Below are 19574 nucleotides of genomic sequence, written 5' to 3'. Positions count from 1 at the left end.
GCTATGGAGGTGCTTTTATGGGCAATGAGAAATTTGAGGCTGCACGAAAAGCAGAGGCGGGTTACCATTCCAACTTCTATCAGAATAATGAGTTATTCGCGTCGGGTACCTGGATGTCGAGGCCTATGCCGATGGTGATGGACATGCTGGAGCGTTTGCTGGCTCATAAAAAGGAACTGCGTGTTCTTGATTTGGGCTGTGGCGTAGGGAGACATACGATTCCGATTGCACAGCGTCTCGGAGAAACGAACAGTGAAGTCATCGGGGTGGATTTGCTAGACGAGGCTGTTGATGGACTTCGCACATATGCGAAAGAATATCAGGTTGATCATATGGTACAAGCAGAGAAAGCCGATGTTGAGCATTACGAGGTCAAGCCGGATCATTTTGATTATATTGCTGCTTGCTCTTGCCTCGAACATGTTTCAAATAAACAAGCCTTGGTGGGAGCAATTGAACGATTGCAGGCAGGAACCCGCACAGGCGGCATTCATTGTATCACGATGAGTACGAGTGTTGAGGAGAAAGAAATCAACACGGGCCGGGAGATTGAGCCATTGATTGAATTGAATCTACCCACAGCGGAGGCTATCGCATTGCTGGAGAATGCTTATACCGATTGGAATATTCTGCTTCAGGAACATGTGACACAAACGATTGAAGAGGAAAAATATGATGAACCGACACAGTTCCGTTGTGAACTGCTTCGTTTTGCTGCACAGAAGCAATAGTAGGTCTGCCGGGACCAAAGTAGGTCTCGGCAATTCGTATTCCTCGGTAGCTTCATAGGATCATCATGAGAAGCATCATGGGACATGGGAAATCATCACACGGGAACATGGAGGATAAGAATGAGTACATATGTGATCGGAATGGACGGCGGGGGAAGTCATACACGTGTAGCTTTGGCCGATGAGAACGGTAAGATTTTATCGTATGTGCAAAAAGGTGGCTGCAACCGTTATCATGATACCAATGCAGAAAAGCATGTGTTGGAAGGCATTGCTGAAGTGATTCAAGGAGCCAGGTTAGAAGTACAGGAGATTGCCTCCATTCAGGCAGGTATGGCAGGTCTGAATCAGCCTGAAGATACGCTCTGGGCTGAAGCATTGCTCGCCCAAACAGGGATCTCTGGCGAAATCAGCGCGGTAAATGATAGCCATATCGCACATACGGCGGCTTTTGGAGGTGAGCCTGGCATTGTAGCCATTGGAGGTACAGGTTCTCTGATTCTGGGTAAAACGGGACAGGGAACATGGATTCGCAATGATCAGTTCGGGCACTATGCACCGACAGCAGCACGTTTTTTGGCTTATGATACCGTACATTCCATCCTTGCAGGACGTTATGAGGTGCGTGATCAACTCTGGATCGATCGTGTATTAACGTATTGGAATGTAACTTCCATTCCAGAGCTTGCGGCGCTCGGCGTAGCAGGTTTTGCTGAAAATAGACAGGCCATCAATCGGAAATTTGGTCAAATGGCTCCCCTGGTGACCGAAGCAGCGGCGCAGAATATCCCCCTTGCAGTCAGAGTATGTGACTCGGCAGCGGATACGGCTGTTGTGGGTATCCTTATGCTTGCGTCCTGTTTTGATGACCAACAGGTGCCCATGGCGCTCACTGGAAGTTGTCTACGTACACCTTATATGGTGGAGGCTGTTCAAAAGGGGCTGGATGCAGCCTATAAACTTGGAGGACCAAAAATTCAGTACATAACCAGCAATCTACCGGCAGTCGGTGGTGCACTGCTGGACGCATACCATTTGGCAGGAGTACAGGTAACGGAGGGTATCACGTCTGTACTCCAATCGGAGTTGGAACAGCATATGACTTGAACTTTTAAAGTCTAACGACTACAATACGATAACGGAATCAAGCAAGTTATAGGAGGAATCAGGGTGTTAATTCATTTAAAATCACGCATACAGGAGCCGGAAGTGCAGGAGTTGCTGTCCTACTCCGTCTTTCCGGACCCGGATCAGTTGAATCGTGCGTTACAACAGTATGTTGATAAGGACGAGCTGCATTTGGAAGGGTATGAAGACGAAGGCCAGTTGATCGGTCTGATTGGATATGAAAGTACAGGAACGAGTGAGATCACCATTCACCACATCGCAGTTCTGCCGGAGAACCGTTTTAAAAATTATGGTCGTGGCATGATTTCACAGGTGCTGGCCCAATATAACCCCGACAGACTGATCGCAGAGACCGATGTGGAAGCGGTGGAGTTTTATCGAAATACGGGATTCGTGGTGTATAGTCTGGGCGAGTTGGTTCCGGGTGTGGAACGGTTCCGCTGTGTGTTGGAAAAAGACGAGGAGCCAGACGAAGAATAGTTTTGATGCTGTCTACTACTTTGCAACGCAAATAGAGCATAACTATAACAGGATGTTGGATTTGGCAAATGAGCTGAGTCGGACGTCCTGTTTTTTTGTCGTATACATAAAAAACATAGGAAAAACGTATTGCTTTGTAATATAGTTTCATTATAGAATAGTTTCATTAAAGAATAGTTTGATAAGTGAACTATATAATAGGGAAGGAGAATGAAAGATGAACACACCGGATGCCAAGAGCCTGGTTAATCGCTATTTGGATGCCTCTTTTCTCGTAACCAAACGGTTCGATACCCAGATACGTGAGCGGATGGGGCAAACCATTACCACCGATCAGTTCTGTGCACTTCGTATGATTGAAGAGAAACCGTCTTGTACGCCCTCCGATCTGGCAGAGCTTCTGTGTGTAGGCAAGAGCAGCATTACTGCGCTGGTCAACAAGCTGGTGGATCGGAATCTGGTCCATCGGGCCGGGGATGAGCGTGACCGCAGAGTTGTGTATTTGACCCTGACGGACCATGGCCGTGAAGTATACAGGGAAACGGAGCAGGAAATACAGCAGCTTCTGGAGCCATATTTGGTTCATTTTAAACCGGAAGAGGTCCAGAATTTCATTGAATCTTTTGAGAAGCTGGCAGCTTTGCTAACGCATGAAGGAGGACGGGAAAACGAATGAGAACGATTTTGAAAGCACGATGGTGGTTGATGGGGCTATGGGTCGTCGTGGCCGCCGTATTAATGTTCACCGCCCCTAACATGAGTGAATTGATTCGGGAAAAGGGACAGTTTTCGGTTCCTGACGGGTACTCCTCTACGCAGGCAGCGGCCATTCTGGACGAAGCTGCAGCCCAAAAGGGAGAGCAGCAGGGCAGCCAGCTGGCTCTTGTATTTTATAATCCGGATGGTTTGGGTGCCGATGGTAAAGCAGAGGCAGAACAAGCCGTTAAGAGACTGGAGGCCGAAAAAGAGAAGCTGGGCATTCTGTCCATACTGGAACCTTTCTCTCAGCCTGAATTGTCAGACAAAATGATCTCTGCCGATGGCAAGACGATCTTAACGTCGCTCTCCATTGATCAGGGAGATCGTACAGTCAAAGAAATGCGCGAAGACCTTAATGAAGCTTTGTCATCGGTCCATGTGGAGCATTACATAACCGGCAAAGGCTTGATTGATGAGGATACGGTCGAGAGTTCCCAAGAGGGGCTTAAGAAATCGGAGTACATTACCGTTGTATTTATTTTGCTCATTCTGTTTCTTGTATTCCGCTCATTCGTCGCTCCATTTGTTCCGCTGCTTACCGTAGGGGTAAGCTACATTGTTTCACAGCAAATTGTCGCGTTCCTTGTGGACGGACTAGACTTTCCTATATCGACATTTACTCAGATCTTTATGGTGGCGGTCATGTTCGGGATTGGTACGGATTATTGCATCCTGCTCATCAGCCGGTTCAAGGAAGAATTGGCTCATCATGAAAATACGTGGGATGCCATCATTGCTACTTACCGCACAGCAGGCAAAACGGTATTCTTCTCCGCACTCGCCGTGCTGGTTGGATTCATTGCCATTGGTTTTGCACAGTTTATGCTGTACCGTTCCGCGGTAGCGGTTGCTGTCGGTATTGCCGTGATGATGCTGGCATTAGTCACGATTGTTCCATTTTTTATGGCCGTGCTGGGCAAAAGGCTGTTCTGGCCATCCAAAGGTTCGTTGGAGCATGCCGAGAGCAAGATTTATGGTGCAGCTGGCCGTTTCTCTTTAAAACGTCCATGGGCAGCTCTGCTCATCGTTGCAGCGGTATGTGTGCCATTGCTGGCGACTTACGACGGCAAACTGTCGTTTAACAGTCTCGATGAAATTGGTGATAAATATGATTCGGTCAAAGCATTCAATATCATTTCGGACAGCTTCGGTCCAGGTGAATCGCTGCCGGGTCAGGTCGTAATTCAAAATGATGAAGCTATGGATAACGCCAAGTACATGGCACTAGCCGAAAAGATCAGCCGAGAAGTGGAGAAGGTGCCGGGGATCTCCGGTGTGCGCAGCATGACACGTCCAACCGGTGATGAAATCAAGGATTTTGAAGTGACACAACAAGTGGGGACATTGTCTAATGGTTTGGGCGAAGGTAAAACGGGTCTGGATAAGATCCGTGATGGTCTGAGCAAAGCCAGCAGTCAGTTAAGCAAAAATGAACCACAACTTAAAGAAGCTGCGGATGGGGCTGGAGAACTGACCAAAGGTACTTCACAATTGCAATCGGGTATTACACAGTTGTCAGAAGGACTTCAGCAGATTGAAAAAGGAATTCGTGATGGCTCCGCGGGCGCTGGTGATTTGAAAGCGGGTCTTCAAAAAGCCAAAACGAGTGCAGATCAACTTGCTCAGGCGAACAATCAGCTGCTTCAAGCCTATCGTCAGGCGGGGGCAGGTGTTGCTGCACTGGGTGATGGTGTCGGTGAACTGCAACAACAGCTTACAGGTGTATCTGCAGCATTGACCAGCCTGAACGAATCGTTCACAGCGCTTGAAGAACGCTATCCGGATTTGCTGCAAGATGCGGATTATCAGCGGATCAAAGGCACACTTGGTGAGACGGGTACCGGCACGGCACAGCTCGCTCAAGGTTTGGGGCAAATTCAGACCAAGCTGGGTGAAGTTGCAGCAGGAATTAATCAGGCTAATGAGGGTTTTGCCTCCGCAGCATCCGGGCAGAAGGCACTTGCCAATGGTCTGGGCCAGATTGTAACAGGGATCAGCCAGCTTCAATCCGGTCTCAAACAGGCTGCTGACGGTCAGGGAAAAGTGATTAGCGAAATCCCTTCAATCCAGAACGGACTTGGACAGCTCCAGGGTGGTCAGGAGAAAATTCAACAAGGCTTCTCGGACCTGAGTGGTCAATTGAATCAATTGACGGATGGTCTTAACCAGAGTGTCGATGGAATCGAACAGGTTTCAGGTGGACTCGACTCAGCCCAGGATTACCTGACACAATTGCAAAACTCTCCTGATTCCGATCTGGCAGGGTGGTATGTTCCTGAAGAAGCACTGAACAGCAAGGACTTCACTCAGGTATTCGATACGTATCTGTCCCAAGATCGGAAAACGATGACGGTTGACGTTATTTTTGCCGAGAATCCATATGGGACCGAAGCAATTGATCGTGTCCCGGATATCGAAGCTGCTGTACATCGTGCGGTACAGGGAAGTGCACTTGAAAAAGCGGATATTGCGATTGGCGGAGTTACCAGTACGTTTGCAGATTTGCAGGAAATCTCGAACAATGACTATACCCGCACAGTCATGCTGATGCTTGCAGGTACTTTTATTATTCTGGTCCTGCTGCTCCGTTCGGTGATTATGCCGCTGTATCTGATTATCTCGTTGTTGCTGGCTTATTTCACATCCATGGCTCTGACTGAAGCAATCTTTGTGAATATACTTGGATTCTCGGGCATCAGCTGGGTAACACCGTTCTTCGGATTTGTCATGCTGATTGCACTGGGTGTGGATTATAGTATTTTCCTAATGGATCGTTTCAATGAGAACAAGGGTATGAGAGTGCAAGATGCCATGCTGTATGCGATGAAAAACATGGGTACGGTAATTTTGTCCGCAGCTGTTATTCTGAGCGGTACATTCGCCGCGATGTATCCATCGGGAGTTCTTTCGATGATGCAAATTGCAACGGTGGTACTCAGTGGATTGATCTTGTATTCTCTGTTGTTCCTGCCATTCTTCGTTCCTGTAATGGTGAAAATGTTCGGTCGTGCCAACTGGTGGCCCTTCCCAAACAAAGAACAGACGGATTCGGTTGATTCGGATCGCCATTTAGGCATGTAATGATATCGTAATGAACAGCCCTGCTGGCATTCCCGGCAGGGCTTTCTTTATGGTTTGGTACAAACGATTCGTGAAACGGACAAATAAATGTGTATGCCTACGGACACCACCCCGCGCCTTGTCTTAGATTCTTTCATACCATATATAGGAATTGTATATGTGGAATTTACAACACAGCAGAGAGGGGCGGCGGGATGGTATATCGATATGTGGCTATAGGAGATTCATTAACGGTAGGTACAGGAGCGCTGCTGGGCACCGGCTTTGTTCCTTTATATCGGAGAATGGCGGAAATGAATGTGCGCTCGTTTGTATCCATGGACAATCTGGGAGTGAATGGACTGACCTCAGGGGAAATGCTGCACATGATATCCGGCAATCCAAGAGTACGGCAATCGCTGCGTGAAGCGGATATTATTACGTTGTCGATCGGCGGGAACGATCTGATCCGTATATTCAAAGCAAGTGGCGGGATTCCGAATGCGAGTAAAATGACACAGGTGCTGGGCGATACTCGGAATAACGTATCCCAGATCATGAAGCACATCCGGCAGTTGAAAGGAGGCCATGTATATATGATCCGTACGATTGGGTTGTACAACCCGTATCCGCAAGCAGCGGAAGCTGCTTATTGGGTGAGGCAGTATAATTCTTTTTTGAATGGTGCGGGATCGGGAAACTATGCCTGTGCTCAGGTCTATGACCGGTTTGAGGGACGTGAACGGGAACTGTTATTCTGGGACAGGGTTCATCCCAATGCAAGAGGATATCGAGTGATTGCCGAGCAGCTGAATCGTACTGGATACCATCCATTTGCCTGATCCGTGCGGCGTGGAGTGTAGGGTGAATATAACGTGGAAACCGTACTAGACCGAAAGAGACATATCCGTTAAGATGGGGACATATAGAGGTTGCATTTCGTGAGATAAAGGAGTTATTTTTGGTGCACAACATCGATTCAGGTTCCCTAAATGAGATTGAACAGCAGCTCATCTCCGACGTTTTATTCACCTATGGATTCAAGCACAACTGGAAGGCTCAGCGCGGAAAAGGAGGCATGAACAACTCTACCTTTATGGTGGAGATTGACCAAGAGTGCTATGTGCTTAGGCAGTATGAAACGCATAATGATCGAATAAAAATTGCTTTTGAACATGAGGTGCTGTCAGCATTGTCGTGTTCAGGCTTTGAGCTTGATGTGCCGACCCCCGTGAGCCTTCCTGACCCAAAGGATCAAACATTTCTGGCCGTGCAGGATCGCCTCACGAACCGTACCAAAATAGTGGCGTTATTCCATTATCGTGAAGGTCATAACCCGGTCTGGAATACACCTGATCAGCTGATTGAATTGGGTCAGGCGGCGGGCACCCTGTCTTCCGCTATGGCACGCCTCGTCTTATCGCTGGAACCCGTCTATCCGCCTTACTATCGGATTCAGGAGGCTTACCCGCTCTGTTCACCAGAGAAACTGTTACAACTATGTACATCTCCCCCGGATATGCTGTCGACGTGTGCGGATGACTTGCAGCAATTGAAGGATGTGCTGCCAGACTTGTTTGATGCGCTCCGAGGGATGGAAGCTCTGCCGCATCAACTGGTACATGGGGATCTGAATGCATCGAATGTGTTGGCAGATTCACAGGGTCACATATGTGCTATATTGGATTTTGAATTTGCTACATGGGATCTGCGGGTGATGGAGCTGGCGGTTCCCATGTCCGACCTTCTGACGATGGACAAGGAGCAGGCATGGATGTGGGCAGCGCTAGAGGGCCTGATTCAAGGATTCAGACTACGGGTCAGCCTGGAACCAGAAGAACTGAGCGTGATTCCGGAGCTGATTCTGCTTCGAAGTCTGGATGTCGTGATGCATTTTATCAGTCGAATGGTTGAAGGTACAGATGAACCTGAAGTTGCAGTGCAGCAGATCAGGAAGTTGAGAGAACGGGTAGACTGGATGAAGATTAATGAGGAACGTCTGCGAGGGCTGCTGATCTAGTGAAATGATAAGAATCGGAATGAATTTTCAATCTGTAAAAAAGTGCACGGTTTCTGTCTTGAGACAGAGCCCGTGCACTTTTTATTTGGTAAATCGTTTGTCAAAAATGAATGGATATGTACTTTTCAGATTCACCACATTCAATCCAATTGCATAATGAAGTAACCAGGCAGTCTTACAGTCCACGTTTGCGGAACCAGCTGCGTACAGCCCAGCGACGTTCCTGGCGCTTCTTATATTTTGGCAGGGAGCGATACACGTTCAAGGATTGTTCATAGGCTTGTTTTGCGTCAGCAGCACGCCCAAGGGAGCGATACACCGAACCTAGCAGATAATACGCTTCACTGGATGAGGAATGAATCTCCTGAAATTGCTGAACGTACGCTAGAGATTTGTCCCGGTGAGTTTCTTTGAATGCACCTGCAAGTGTCAGATAAGGCCGTCCATACTTCACTCTTGGATTAATATCCAGTGCCTGCAAAATATGACGCTCACCCTCTTCCGTATGACCCAGATGAAGTTCAGTTGTGCCCAGCGCCTCCCAGTATTCGGCAGATTGCTCGTAAGGACGCTCCAGTTCCAGCAGCAAGGCATGAGCTTCGCTATAACGTTTGCGTTCAATCAACAGGCGAGCCAATTCCAGCTTGGAGGAGACTTCATTCGGACTCATGGCAAGCTGCTGCCGGAGCCGTGAGATATTACGCATACGCTTGAGTGGCTTCATAAAGCTTGGCATCACTCCAACATAGCGACGATCCAGGAAATATAGAATAATGAGGAAAATAAGGACAGCCACGATCGGATTGCCTACAATCCGCCATAGCAGGCCAAAGATTAGAAATTTAATCAGCACGACAGAGTCAACTCCATTTATGATGTAATCGCATTTCGAACACTTAAAATATACTTGGATTGGTCCAGTGGATTAACCCCTCTGCGTTTCCGTGCATGAGTCGCATCCGATGGACAATCCTGGTACCCGGCAAAAGAAGTGGTCAGCACCCCGCGTCCACTTGTCTCTGAACGGAGTTTCACCGGATAATCCATGGAGGTTGCCAGAGGCATAAGCCCTTCAACGATGCAACGTCCGGATCCGATGATTGGAGCTTCGAAAGTTGCCCGCATATGTACCAGATCACTGAGCGCTTTGCCACCATACTCTTCGGGGACCGTTAACCTGAATTTCAGAATGGGTTCCAGCAGGGTTGTGCCTGTGCTTGCCAACCCGTCCATAATCCCCATCGGCGTGGCCACAACGAAATCCAGGGGATGGGTATGCCATACATGATGCTCTCCTTCAATTAACGTAATGCGCAGGTCAGTCACTTCCCATCCCAGCAAACCCTGAGACAATGCTTCGGGAATACGGCGTTCGACTTCATTCTGATAACGAAGCAGGAGGTGATCCGTCCGGACCGTGGATGAGTAGATCAGACCACTGCCACGTGGCAAAGGCTCAATACTGAATCGAAGAATGGCCCAGCAGGGCTTGGGCATCGTATACGCAATGTATCCTTCTCCCGAAGATCGAGGAGTTTCCTTGTAGATGACGGACGGCGGGTCGAATGCGACATCCAGTCCGAAACGGCTCATCAGCAAGCTGGACAGAATCTCAAGCTGAATGGTACCCATCACTTTGAGATGCAGTTCCCTTTCTTCAGGCAACCATTGCAGATCGAGCAGGGGATCTTCATCCGTCAACTCCTGTAATGCCGCTACAAGGTCGGGGTAACGTGCCATGTCTTTACCATGTACCTGCACGGTCAACAAGGGAACAGCCATCTGTGGCATAGGGGGCACACCTTTGGGGCTGCCGATAATGTCACCAACATGTGTTTCACTGAGTCCATACAGAGCAGCGATTTGCCCGGCATGTACAGCACCTGTATCCGCCCATTTCCGACCGTCCATTCGACGGATCTGTGTTACCTTCTCTTCCAGCTCCCGAGTGGAGTTATAAATGGTATCCCGATTATAGACGCTGCCACCATACATGCGTACATAGGCGGTACGGCCCATCGTTTTGTCCCGTTCAATCTTGAATACAACACCGGATACCGAAGGTTCTTGAGGCTGTGCAGGCGGAGGAAGAAATTCAATGATGGCATCCAGGAGTTCAGTTACGCCAATTCCTCTGCCGGAAGCGCCATAACAAATGGGGAACATTTCGCCTTGATGCACATGTTTGCGAAACGTTTCTTCTAGCAAATGAGCAGGAGGGGATTCACCATTAATATAGGATTCCATCAGATCTTCGTTAAATTCGGCAAGTAATTCAAAAAGGCCAGGTACAGATGAAGGAGAGTCTGTTAACCGCGCTTGGCTCGCGTTCCATAGAGAGTCAATGCCAGTAAACACCTCTTCGTTCATACGGCTAGTCTGGACTTCACATATGAAGGGAGAGAGGCTGGAGCGGATCTGTTCAATAACCGTTTCAGCAGAAGCGCCAACCCGATCCATTTTGTTGATATAGATTAAGGTAGGAATTCCAAGGGAGCGGAGAGCATGCCAGATGGTCTCGCTCTGGGATTGAACTCCCTCCACGGCAGACACAATTAGAATGGCTCCGTCCATAACACGCAGGGATCGCTCGACTTCAGAGATGAAATCGATATGACCCGGAGTGTCAATGAGATCAATAATGGTATCTTTCCAGATTAAAGAAGTCATAGCAGCTTGTACGGAAATACCTCGTTCCTTTTCAATATCCAAAGAGTCCGTTGCTGTTGTTCCATCGTCTACCCGACCTGGACTGCGGACGACACCGCTATGAAATAACATATGCTCCGTCGTGGTTGTTTTTCCTGCATCGACGTGAGCGAAGATGCCGATATTTCTGCGATTCATTTCGTTTAACATGGGATGTAGGGCTCCTCTGGCAGCAGAAACGCAACGTTTCCGACATTGTAGTTCAGTATTATATCATATCACACGAATAGTATGGAAGAATATGTTACACTCAGACAAATCTCTACATTTCAGGAGGTCATGATACTTCAATATGGATCCTGCGTTTTCATGGTTTTACGATAAGCAGCAGGTGTGGTTCCTGTCAGTTTCTTAAATTGCCGATAAAAATGGGGCAAGCTCTCGAAGCCGCAGGCATCGGCAACGACGGCCATGGTCTCATCGTTTCGAAGCAGATGTTCTTTCGCCATAATGACCCGGCGGGCCAATGTATAGTCAGTTAGGGTCATGCCAGTATACCTTTTGAATGCACGGCTGAAATGAGCAGGGGATACCGCTGCTTGCCGTGCCAGCTCTGGCAAGGAAAAACCCTTGCGCAGCTCTTCATCAATATGAGTCAGCGTAGAGGAGAGCCAGCCTGGCCCAGGGACGCTCCTGGCCGGACTGGCCGGACCAGCTGACTCCAGCCGCTCCAGAAAAATAAGCAGCAGCTGCAATCGCAGCAGAGCTGCGTGGGCACTCAAGTGATGTTCCAGCTTGAATTCTGCATGGATGTCTTCAATAAGCTCAGCAACCTGGGATCGTTCTTTGCCCTCCAGATGTCTCTTGTACACTCTGCGTTTGCGGCAGCGTTCAAATAGAGAGAGCATGGCTGACGCGCTGCCTCCCGCTGTAGATGCCAGTAACCCTGGACTGAAGAACAAAGCAGACGAAGTCACCGGATTTCCGGCATCTGGCAGTGCACGATGTACCGTGCTGCCCGGAATGATAAACAAATCGCCCTCCTGCATATCTTCAAGCCCGGTATCAATGAAAATAGTACCCTGCCCCCGATAAACATAAATAATTTCATGCCAGTCATGAAGATGATCCGGCAACTCGTTCTGAGGGGACTTGGTATCTGCATACACCAGACGAAAGGGAATCCCCGAGTCCGCCTGAATGGTCGTACGAACGGGTAAACGTTCCATTCGATCTCCTTTCAAAACAGTGGTCACAGAAAAGATGGATATATCTAGTCATGAAAGAGTACATTTACCGCAATATAAGCAATTAAATTCCCTTTTATTGATGATACAATGAATTTAAAGCGTTTTCAATGGAAGTGTAGCGGCTGTGTAGTATGCAGTCAGACATCTGATAATGACAAATAAAAAGATGAGGTGAGTGTTCATGTCGGCGAGCACGAAACGACCAAGGCTGAAGCTGAATCTGCTTGGAAGTGATAGTCAGCGCAGATGCAAAGAAGTGATGGAACGCCCGGTAAAGGTACTTCAGATTGGGGAAGGCAACTTTTTGCGTGGGTTTGCAGACTGGATGCTTCATGAGAGTGCCAGACAAGGCAAATTCCATGGCAGTGTTGCTGTCACACAGCCTCGGCCAGGTGGAAAGGCAAAGCTGGAACAGATTCGTGATCAGGACGGGTTATATACGATGATTACCCGAGGTCTTTCCGAGGGGAAAGCGGTGGAACGAACGGAATTAATCTCTATTTTTTCAACGTGTATTAACCCGTACGAGGAATGGCAGGATTTTCTGAAGCTTGCGGAACTGCCTTCCCTGGAGTTTGTCATCTCCAATACAACCGAGTCCGGATTGAAATATACGTATTCAGAGTACATCCAAGATGAGCCGGTACAATCATTTCCGGGTAAACTGACCGTTTTCCTGCATCAGCGTTACCTGCGATTTGATGGGGACCCATCCAGAGGATTGATTCACCTGCCGTGTGAGTTGCTCGAAGGCAATGGAGATGTACTGCGCAGCTGTGTCTTGCGGCATAGTGAAGATTTCGGTTATTCGGAGGGTTTCCGTTCATGGATCGAGAACCATAACCTGTTCCTGAACAATCTGGTCGACCGGATTGTCACGGGTGCGCCGACCACGGAAGAAGCCGACGCCCTGACCAATCGCTGGGGATACGAGGATCAGCTGATCAATACGGCAGAACCATATCATTTCTGGGCCATTCAGGCAGATGAGGCTCTGGACAAGAAACTTCCCCTGAAACAGTCGGGACTCAACGTACACTGGGTCAGGGATCTGAAACCTTTTCAGCTGCGCAAGGTTCGTATTCTGAATGGGGCACATACCCTGATGTCATCGCTCGGCATTCTGCATGGCAAGCAGCATGTGAGAGAGACGATGGAAGACCCGCAGTTTGGCTCGTGGATTAGGGAAGCGGTACATGAGGAGATCGTGCCTGTCCTGGATATGCCGGACCTTGATCTGGATCAGTACGCAGAAGAAGTGTTTGAACGTTTCCTCAATCCGTATATTGATCACAAGCTGCAGGATATTGCGTTAAATACAGTAGGAAAGTTCAAGGTTCGTGTGCTGCCAACACTCCTGGCCTATGAACAAAACCAGGGGAACTGGCCTGCACGGCTTGTAAAAGGATTTGCGGGATTATTGTGTCTTTATCGTCCGATGAACACGCCAGACGGTTATAGGGGACAGCGATTGAACGGTGAGTCCGTCCTGCTCCGGGATGATGTGGATGTATTGGCTGCACTCGCCAAGCATTGGGATAGTTATGATCCTCTGAAGAGGGATAAGCAGCAATTAGACCACAGCGTAGCTGCCGTATTGTCTGATGCATCGATCTGGGGAGAGAATCTGGATGATCGAGAGGGGCTTCGCGAAGCACTCGTTCACGAAATTGGTATGCTGGAAGGTGAGAGTTGATGAACACAACACGTACAACCAATGACTGGATTGCGATTCAACCGCAGGATGATGTCATTATAGCCCTTCGGGATTATGTAAAAGGGGAAAGCATCACCCTGCCAGACCGGACTACTTTTACACTAAGAGACGATGTGCCCAAAGGCCATAAAATAGCTATTCATACCCTCGCACCGGGCGAGGACGTGATGAAATACGGTTTTTCCATTGGGATAGCCAAAGAGCAGATTGAGCAGGGGAGCTGGATTCACAGTCACAATCTCAAGACAGGACTTCATGGTTTACTTGAATATCAGTATCAGCCTGGAGCGCCTGTTCAGACGGACATGCCTCCGGAACAGCTGCGCTCTTTTGATGGATATCTGCGTCCTAACGGTGAAGCAGGCATCCGTAATGAGATCTGGATTGTCAATACGGTCGGCTGCATTAATAAAGTATGTGAAGCATTGGCTCGCATGGGGCAGTCCCAGTTCGGGAGCAGGGTCGATGGCGTGTATCATTTCCCGCACCCGTTCGGTTGCTCACAGCTGGGAGATGACCTTAAGTATACGCAGCAGGTGCTGGCTTCCCTGGTGGAACACCCGAATGCCGGCGGTGTGCTGGTTATTGGGCTGGGATGTGAAAATAATCAGGTAGATCAGTTCCGTGAATGTATCGCACCGGAGTATCAGGGGAAAGTTCGTTTTCTCAAAGCGCAGGAAACAGATGATGAGCTTGAAGAAGGTCTGCGCCTAATGGAAGAACTGGTGGAGCTTGCCGAACATGAACAGCGTCAGCCCCTGCCCCTGAGCAAGCTCAAAATTGGATTAAAATGCGGTGGTTCGGATGGTCTGTCGGGAATTACGGCGAATCCACTCGTTGGCTCCGTAGCGGATATGCTGGTTGCCGCTGGAGGAACCGCCATATTGACCGAAGTTCCCGAGATGTTCGGTGCAGAGACCATTCTGATGAATCGGGCGGCCAATGAGCAGGTATTTAATGATTTGGTAGACCTGGTCAATGGGTTTAAACAATACTTCGTGAACCACGGTCAGAATATATATGAGAATCCTTCCCCTGGAAACAAAGCGGGGGGGATTACGACGCTGGAGGAAAAGTCATTGGGATGTACCCAAAAGGGAGGGCGGTCTTCTGTAGTTGATGTTCTCCGTTATGGCAAACGTGTCACGCAAACCGGTCTGAACATTGTGGAAGCCCCTGGGAACGATCTGGTGTCTGTTACAGCACTGTCTGCAGCGGGTGCACATATTGTGCTCTTTACGACTGGCCGCGGGACGCCGTTTGGAGGCCCGGTTCCTACGGTCAAGATCGCGACTCAATCGGACCTGGCGAACCGGAAAAAGCACTGGATTGATTTTAACGCAGGTCAACTGCTCGAAGGCCGGTCGATGGAAGATGTCAAGATCCAGCTGTTCAGCCAGCTGATTGATATTGCATCAGGCCGGGCGCATACGCTCAGCGAGCAGCATGGATTTCGTGAGATCGCGATTTTCAAGGATGGAGTCATTCTGTAAGTATGATTCGTTGTTACAGCACAAATCCCGGTGCCCTTTGCGGCTGCCGGGATTTGTGCTGTATCCATGCATTTTACTCAATTCATCCTAAAGGCTTTTTGGATTTTGGCCAATGCGGCAGCAGAAGTGTGTTTCTCCAATTGATGCAGCAGCCGTTCGCTCGCGTCTGCGACACTACCCTCGAACGGCTCAATGCCCTGACGTTTCATCCAGTAGCCTGAGGTCTCATAAGCGGAGCTGTTCCATGCAACCTTGCCTTCATCAAGGCCTTCTTTCTCCTTGGTTCCACAGATCACAATGGCGCCCATACTCTGGAGATCCAGCAACCCCTGATCAAACGTTTTTTTGTCTTCTTTGGCTCCAAAACCTGCCTCTGAGCGTAATGCCCGTCCATCAATCCCCTCTTGTTCCTCAATGATCTCGTATAATTTGAAGGCTTCTCGAGAGATCAACCCTGCATCATATTGTTCTTCCATCACTCTGGGATCTGCTAACAGACGGTGCACCCATGGGTAATATTCACGTGAAACTAGAATGGCTTTCTTTTTGACAAATTTGCCGTAGGCAGCTACACCTTCTTCAGCCAGCCGGGAACGCCACAACCAGGGATCCAGTTCATTGTCCTGGTGCCAGTTCTCTTTAGGCGTTATGGACGACATTGAAGGGTATTCAGGGAACAAGGGGGCCAGAGGGAGCAGTCCCACTGCCTGTATTCGCTGCACAGCTTCTTCATAAGTTACGATGGGTTCGTTCATCATGGATTTTGGTGATCTCCTTTTAAAGTGTGCTGCAACGATTATGGTTGGAAGCCAGATACATCTGACATACTTCCTCGGCATGTTGACGAATCTCGTGCCGCAGATCCTCGGGTTCAAGTACTTCTGCTTCACGTCCCAAACGGTAAAAAAATTGTATGGCCCATGCCCATTCACCGGGAGGACAGAGGAAGGATAACTCCCAGACGTCCGGGGCAATCTCGGTCAGCAATTCACCAATATGCTTGTCCTGTTCCGCCTCGATCATTCCACTGTAACTCAGACGTGCTGTAACGCGCGTCGGAGAGCGCTCGGGCGATTTCGGTTTGCTGCGCTGTTGTTCCGCTTGTTCCGCCAGCTTTTGTGATTCGGATAGCCCAACCGGCTTGATGTCCAGAATGCGGTCAGCCCTGAACAGGCGCTGTTCACGATGCTCCTTCGAATACGCTTCACAGTACCAGAAACCGGCAGAAGCATAGATTCGAATAGGACAGATCGTAAGCCATCGCTGACGGGAAGCAGAGCGGTATAAGATATGCAACCACCCCTGGTCCGGGATACAAGCCAGAAGGGGTTCCAGATGATGGAGGATATAATTCCGCTCGGGAACATCATGTTTCAGTTGCTTAAGCATGGGATCAATTCTTGCTTTGACATCATCCGGTATAAGGCTTTTGATTTTGTCCATTAATGTCCAGCGCTTCTCTTGAAAAGGGGTGTCTGCATAATGGCTTATGCCTTCAAGAGCAAAGATGAGAGTAGCTGCTTCAACCGGATCTAATTGCAGTGGGGGCAGTACATACCCATCCATAAGTCTGAAGCCGCCTCCGGGACCGGAGATGGCAATGATCGGTACACTCATCTCGGAGAGGGATTGGATATCCCGCAGGATGGTACGGCGGGAAACCTCAAATTTTTCTGCAAGGGAATGTGCCGTTTCGTGACCGTGCTGCAAAGCCATAACGATGGCGGCAAGCCGATTTGTTCTATTCATGTCAGCCACTCCGTTTCGAGGGTGCGCCGCCGGAGAGGATGCTGGATTACAACTCCCATTGTAGCAGGGTATAAGTGACATCTTGGTTGTCACCAATTTTTGCAGCATATGATTTAATTCATTGCTCATCTGCTTATTGGGAGATAGCTTCCTTTTTCCGGCGGGGCGTCGTTAAATTGTGTGTCTCGTCCAATTCGCTTTGCTTCGCAGTATTTCCTTCTATCAGGGGACCTCACAAATAATGACAAAAACCCGTATCCGGTCTAGACGGATACGGGAAGTAGCAGATTGAAAGAGGTTAAACCTCAAATAGTTAAAATTTTAACTATTTAGACTCATTTGAGCCGGAAACAGGGTTCAATGCGATGGGCATGTAACATGTTGTATCATCCGATTCTCAAAAAAATTATTTCATTTCGAGCAGATGCACACCGCGGCCTTCAATTGCGATCATGCCTGAAAGGGTCTGATCCGTGAGCAAATCATGAGCCTCAGCATTACCCAGATCATAGGATTTTGTGGTGGCGTTGTGATTCATGACGAACAGGTACTGTTGTCCATCCTTGGTACGAGCAGTCACTTCAACACCTTCCGGCGTATCCAGAAGAGAAGCAATATTTTTGGCTGCAGCCAGTTGGCCCAGCAAGCTGTCCAGGAATCGATCTTCCGGATCGGAAGCTACATACCAGGCTTCACCTTGACCAAATGTGTTACGGGTTACCACAGGCATGCCTTTGTAGAAGTCGTCTCCATATTCGGCAATGATCTCTGCACCTTCACTGTGCAGCAAGTCACACAACATGCCGCAACCATAGTCTCCTTGAAGATCGCCATAAGCCTCTTTCATGACAATACGGTTTCTTTGCTCAGGCAGCAGGGCATCAATTTCTTCGACCCAGATCCCGAGCAGTTTGCGAAGTTCGCCAGGATAACCACCGGTTGTTACGAGGTCACTCTCATTGACGATACCACTGAAGAAGGTTGTCAGGAATGTACCACCTGCTTCAACGAACTTCTCCAGTTTGGCCGCAAAGCCTGGTTTAACCATATAGAGTACCGGAGCGAGCACGATGTCGTATTTGCTGATATCGGTATCCACACTAACGATGTCCACCTGAATGTTGCGGCGGAAGAAGGCAGCGTAGTATTTGTGAATCTGGTCCACATAGTTCAGCGCAACGGTAGGCCCGCTGGATTTCTCGATTGCCCACCAGTTGTCCCAGTCAAACACAATCGCCACTTTGGCTTCAACAGCAGCATCCAGGGTTTTATCACCAAGCAGCTGCAATTCCTTGCCCAGCTCTGCGACTTCACGGAATACTCGTGTATTCTCATGTCCGACATGTTCAATGACTGCACCGTGATATTTCTCGCAGGCGCCGACAGAACGGCGAAGCTGGAAGAACATGATTGTATCCGCGCCATGGGCGACGGACTGGTAACTCCACAGACGCATGACGCCGGGACGTTTCAATGAGTTATAAGGCTGCCAGTTCTGCTGGCTTGGAGTCTGCTCCATGAGCATGAAAGGTTGACCGTCCTTCAGTCCACGCATCAGATCATGAGCCATCGCTGTGAAGCTTACCGGAGTCGCAAGACCTGGATAGCTGTCCCAGGAGACGATATCCATATATTTGGCCCACTTGAAATAGTCGAGCTGTTTGAAGAATCCCATCAGATTGGTCGTAACGACCGAATCCGGGATATGTTTCTTGATTGCATCATATTCCAGACGGTAACAGTCAAGCATGCTGTCCGAGTTGAACCGGGAGTAGTCAAGCGAAATGCCCTGGAACGTAGAATTGTTGTTTCCCCAGTGCTCGCTCAGGTTACTTGGCAGTACGATCTCATCCCAGTCGTAAAAGGTATGGCCCCAGAAATTGGTGTTCCATGCTTTGTTAAGATGATCCAAAGTCTGATACCGTTCTTTCAGGTACACGCGGAACGCTTTCTCGCAGTTATCGCAGTAGCAGTCGCCGCCATATTCGTTGGAGATATGCCATACAAGCACAGCCGGATGATCCTTGTAACGTTCCGCCAGCTTGTCTGCAATCTTCTCGGAGTATTTGCGGTAGGTTGGGCTGTTCGGACAAGAATTATGCCGTCCACCGAATTTGCGTTTGCGTCCATCCGCATCGACACGCAGTACATCGGGGTATCTCTTAGCCATCCATGCTGGATGGGCAGCAGTACTCGTCGCAAGGCAGATGTATACACCGCTTTCATAAAGACTATTAATGAGTTGGTCCAGTCCTTCAAAATTATAAGTGACTTCATCAGGCTGAATCAGTGCCCATGAAAATACGTTAATCGTCGCAATATCAATCCCTGCCAATTTGAACATGCGCAGGTCTTCAAGATGGGTCTCGTGATCCCATTGTTCAGGGTTATAGTCGCCCCCGTAGAACATTTTGGGTAGCTTGCTACTAATCAAATGTGTTCACCTCTTGTATAAGAATAATTCTATACTATATGATGGATATGACTTTTAAAATATAAGAAAAGTAATGAAACATATAAGAATATGGAACTATAATT

General features: G+C 48.8%; 15 protein-coding genes. 9 read left to right on the top strand and 6 right to left on the bottom strand.

Translation table 11 applies throughout. The features are described 5' to 3' along the window. Window positions 1–17 precede the first annotated feature (17 nt). From PPA03S_RS08815 to PPA03S_RS08785, 7 genes are all read left to right on the top strand, one after another. Entirely contained in the window at window positions 18–731 is a 714-nt protein-coding gene (locus PPA03S_RS08815) for a class I SAM-dependent methyltransferase (RefSeq protein WP_062321907.1), read from the top strand. Between the two features lie 120 nt (window positions 732–851). Next, window positions 852–1838 (top strand): N-acetylglucosamine kinase, encoded by a 987-nt coding sequence (locus tag PPA03S_RS08810; protein ID WP_062321905.1) that lies wholly within the window; start codon window positions 852–854, stop codon window positions 1836–1838. A 63-nt stretch (window positions 1839–1901) separates the two neighbouring features. Next, complete coding sequence (locus PPA03S_RS08805; RefSeq protein ID WP_062321902.1) at window positions 1902–2339, top strand: GNAT family N-acetyltransferase; 438 nt, start codon at window positions 1902–1904, stop codon at window positions 2337–2339. Window positions 2340–2556: 217 nt separating this feature from the next. Further along, a complete protein-coding gene (locus tag PPA03S_RS08800) occupies window positions 2557–3015 on the top strand; it encodes a MarR family winged helix-turn-helix transcriptional regulator (RefSeq protein WP_062321900.1) in 459 nt (152 codons plus the stop codon). After that, entirely contained in the window at window positions 3012–6179 is a 3168-nt protein-coding gene (locus PPA03S_RS08795; RefSeq protein WP_062321897.1) for an MMPL family transporter, read from the top strand. Before PPA03S_RS08800 ends, PPA03S_RS08795 begins: the two co-directional genes overlap by 4 nt. Window positions 6180–6373: 194 nt before the next feature. Continuing rightward, on the top strand, window positions 6374–7000 hold the full coding sequence (locus tag PPA03S_RS08790; RefSeq protein WP_062321895.1) for a GDSL-type esterase/lipase family protein: 627 nt from the start codon (window positions 6374–6376) through the stop codon (window positions 6998–7000). Between the two features lie 122 nt (window positions 7001–7122). Beyond that, window positions 7123–8178 (top strand): phosphotransferase, encoded by a 1056-nt coding sequence (locus tag PPA03S_RS08785; protein WP_062321893.1) that lies wholly within the window; start codon window positions 7123–7125, stop codon window positions 8176–8178. A gap of 175 nt (window positions 8179–8353) precedes the next feature. Here PPA03S_RS08785 and PPA03S_RS08780 read toward each other — a convergent pair whose 3' ends face one another. From PPA03S_RS08780 to PPA03S_RS08770, 3 genes are all read right to left on the bottom strand, one after another. Next, the gene (locus PPA03S_RS08780) at window positions 8354–9031 is read right to left on the bottom strand and encodes a tetratricopeptide repeat protein (RefSeq protein WP_062321891.1); all 678 of its coding nucleotides are present in this window, start codon (window positions 9029–9031) and stop codon (window positions 8354–8356) included. Window positions 9032–9048: 17 nt separating this feature from the next. After that, window positions 9049–11037: an elongation factor G gene (locus PPA03S_RS08775; protein ID WP_062321889.1), complete on the bottom strand. Its 1989-nt coding sequence runs from the start codon at window positions 11035–11037 to the stop codon at window positions 9049–9051. A 137-nt stretch (window positions 11038–11174) separates the two neighbouring features. Next, window positions 11175–12056, bottom strand: a complete 882-nt coding sequence (locus PPA03S_RS08770) for a helix-turn-helix domain-containing protein (protein WP_062321887.1) — start codon at window positions 12054–12056, stop codon at window positions 11175–11177. 202 nt (window positions 12057–12258) lie between these two features. Between PPA03S_RS08770 and PPA03S_RS08765 the strand changes: the two genes are divergently transcribed. Continuing rightward, window positions 12259–13773, top strand: coding sequence for a tagaturonate reductase (locus tag PPA03S_RS08765; protein WP_062321885.1), 1515 nt, complete (start codon window positions 12259–12261; stop codon window positions 13771–13773). Then, complete coding sequence (locus PPA03S_RS08760) at window positions 13773–15287, top strand: UxaA family hydrolase (protein ID WP_062321883.1); 1515 nt, start codon at window positions 13773–13775, stop codon at window positions 15285–15287. The genes PPA03S_RS08765 and PPA03S_RS08760 overlap by 1 nt, the downstream gene beginning before the upstream one ends. A gap of 77 nt (window positions 15288–15364) precedes the next feature. Here PPA03S_RS08760 and PPA03S_RS08755 read toward each other — a convergent pair whose 3' ends face one another. The 3 genes from PPA03S_RS08755 to PPA03S_RS08745 form a co-directional block, all read right to left on the bottom strand. Further along, window positions 15365–16045, bottom strand: a complete 681-nt coding sequence (locus PPA03S_RS08755; protein WP_062321881.1) for an AlkZ-related protein — start codon at window positions 16043–16045, stop codon at window positions 15365–15367. 19 nt (window positions 16046–16064) lie between these two features. Next, window positions 16065–17036 (bottom strand): helix-turn-helix transcriptional regulator, encoded by a 972-nt coding sequence (locus tag PPA03S_RS08750; RefSeq protein WP_062321879.1) that lies wholly within the window; start codon window positions 17034–17036, stop codon window positions 16065–16067. A gap of 406 nt (window positions 17037–17442) precedes the next feature. Beyond that, entirely contained in the window at window positions 17443–19470 is a 2028-nt protein-coding gene (locus PPA03S_RS08745; RefSeq protein WP_062321877.1) for a beta-galactosidase, read from the bottom strand. Window positions 19471–19574: the final 104 nt, after the last annotated feature.

Source organism: Paenibacillus pabuli NBRC 13638 (genome assembly GCF_001514495.1).
In the GTDB taxonomy this organism is placed as follows: domain Bacteria; phylum Bacillota; class Bacilli; order Paenibacillales; family Paenibacillaceae; genus Paenibacillus; species Paenibacillus pabuli.
The sequence above is the reverse complement of the archived record's forward strand: the minus strand, read 5'-3'. Positions and strand labels throughout refer to the sequence as shown.